Genomic DNA, 1,957 nt, shown 5'->3' with positions numbered 1-1,957 from the left:
CGCGGGCGTCGAGGAAGGGTCGACGGTGGCCGTCATCGGCGACGGCGCGGTCGGCCTCTGCGGCGTCCTCGCGGCTCGCCGACTCGGCGCGGAGCGGATAATCGCCGTGGGCCACCACGAGGACCGGCTCGAACTCGCCGCGGAGTTCGGCGCGACCGAGACCGTCTCCGAACGTGGCGAGGAAGCGGTCGAGCGGATCCGCGAGCTCACCTACGGCGGCCCGAACCACGTGATGGAGTGCGTCGGCGCGGCGAGCGCCATGAACACCGCCATCGATGTCGTCCGCCCCGGCGGGCAGATCGGCTACGTCGGGGTCCCGTACGGCGTCGACGACGAGGGCCTCGACGTGTTCGGCATGTTCGGCGACAACGTCACGCTCGCGGGCGGGGTCGCCCCGGTCCGCGCCTACGCCGAAGAACTGATGTCCGACGTGCTTCAGGGCACGCTCGACCCGTCGCCGATCTTCACCGAGACGGTCGACCTCGACGGGGTCCCCGAGGGGTACCGCATGATGGACGAGCGCGAGGCGATCAAGGTGCTGGTGAAGCCCCACGGCGACGTATAAGCGTCTCGCAACCCTCGGACCGACACGATCGGGGTCTTCGAACTCTCGACCGCTCGGCTGTACGTTGTTGATCCCGTCACGACTGAGACCGCCGAAGCCCCGGTCACTCGGCTGTACGCGACGACTCTCGTTACTACCGGGACCGCCGAAGCCCCAGTCGCGAGGACTCGATGCGCTCGCTGTGGTCCTCAGTCGCTCACTCCGCTCGCTCCTTTCGGTCCTTGCGTCGCGCGTCTTCGCCCTCGCGACTGCCCCTTCGAGTCCCGCCCCGCAACCGCACCGCACCTCACGCCTCCCCAACCTCGTCGCTGGCACCCTCCGCTTCGCTCCGGGAGCCAGCGACTCCCTCGCGCGACGCTCCTCGGCCGCGATACGGCCTCGGAGGCGCGCGCCACGGCACCGCAGATCCGTCTTTTCCCACGCTAAGCGTCCAGAGATACCCGATATCGGCGTAACTTTTAGAAGCCACCAGTTCTTGTCAATAGTTGTCATGTGCCATCATTACGACGAGGCGCGCACGTGGACGGAAATCGAGGCGCGTCACCGGCCCGATGAGGCGGACGAACGCGACGACGAGATCCCCGACGTCGACGCGGTCGACGAGCCGGCGGGTGAGACGGAGGAGACCGAACCGCCGGCGGAACCGCGCGCCCCGGCCGACGACTGACGCGGTCGGGCACGACCCCGCCTCGAATCCCGACTTTCTATCGCGCGTCGCTCTCTCCCGGAGCCGCGGCCGCGGCGCTCCCGAACGAAAAACTTTCAACTGGAATTTACGAATCGACCGTTCGTGTCCTCCGCCCTCCCCTCCGCCGGAACCGCCACGATCGTGTGCCTGCTTCTCGTCGGCGTCGCGCTCAGCTTCGCCTTTCAGGCGACGGCCGGCGGCACGGATATCACCTACGAGGCGACGGCGGTCGAACCCGGCGAGGATCCGAGCACCGTCGCGGAGGCGGCCCCCCAACGTCACCGACCTCGACGAGCGGCTCTCGGACACGCCCGACCGGTACCGGGAGCCGATCCGCACCGCCGCCGCGACCGGATCGTTCGACGGCGTGCTCTCGCCGGAGTTGAACATCGTCCTTGACGACGTCGAGTCGCCGTACGTCCGGTACGACGGCCGCTACTACGCGTGGACGTTCTCCACCCGTGGGGAGACGACGAACGCGACGATCGAGATGCGGGAGACCGACGCCGAGTCGGTGTTCGCGGCCGTCGCCCGCCCGGCGTCCGAGTCACCGTCGAGCGTCCGACGGGTCATCGACGAGGGGACCGCGAACGGCTCGGGCGTGCGGTCGGGGCTATACCGTCAGGACGGGGCGTACTACGCCGTCGCGGTCGAAAGCGAGGCCGCGGTCGCCGCCGGGATCGCGAGCGCCTTCGCGGGCTTCG

The 1,957-nt window shown here is 69.3% G+C and carries 2 protein-coding genes and 1 pseudogene; all 3 read left to right on the top strand.

Features of this window, described 5'->3' with window-relative positions:
• Positions 1–565, top strand: a 565-nt coding sequence (locus BN903_RS12170; RefSeq protein ID WP_048077978.1) for a zinc-binding dehydrogenase, incomplete at its 5' end; no start/stop codon positions are given.
• 490 nt (positions 566–1,055) lie between these two features.
• On the top strand, positions 1,056–1,232 hold the full coding sequence (locus tag BN903_RS17570) for a hypothetical protein (RefSeq protein ID WP_195155795.1): 177 nt from the start codon (positions 1,056–1,058) through the stop codon (positions 1,230–1,232).
• A gap of 388 nt (positions 1,233–1,620) precedes the next feature.
• Positions 1,621–1,957: pseudogene (locus BN903_RS18140) on the top strand (hypothetical protein); the annotation flags it as partial.

It is taken from the genome of Halorubrum sp. AJ67 (assembly GCF_000513435.1).
Note: the sequence above shows the minus strand (reverse complement) of the source record. Positions and strands in the feature narration are given on the sequence as shown.

Bases quoted from the DNA above. Each gene is read 5' to 3' on its own strand.
- BN903_RS17570 (WP_195155795.1), top strand. From the start codon at position 1,056: ATGTGCCATCATTACGACGAGGCGCGCACGTGGACGGAAATCGAGGCG.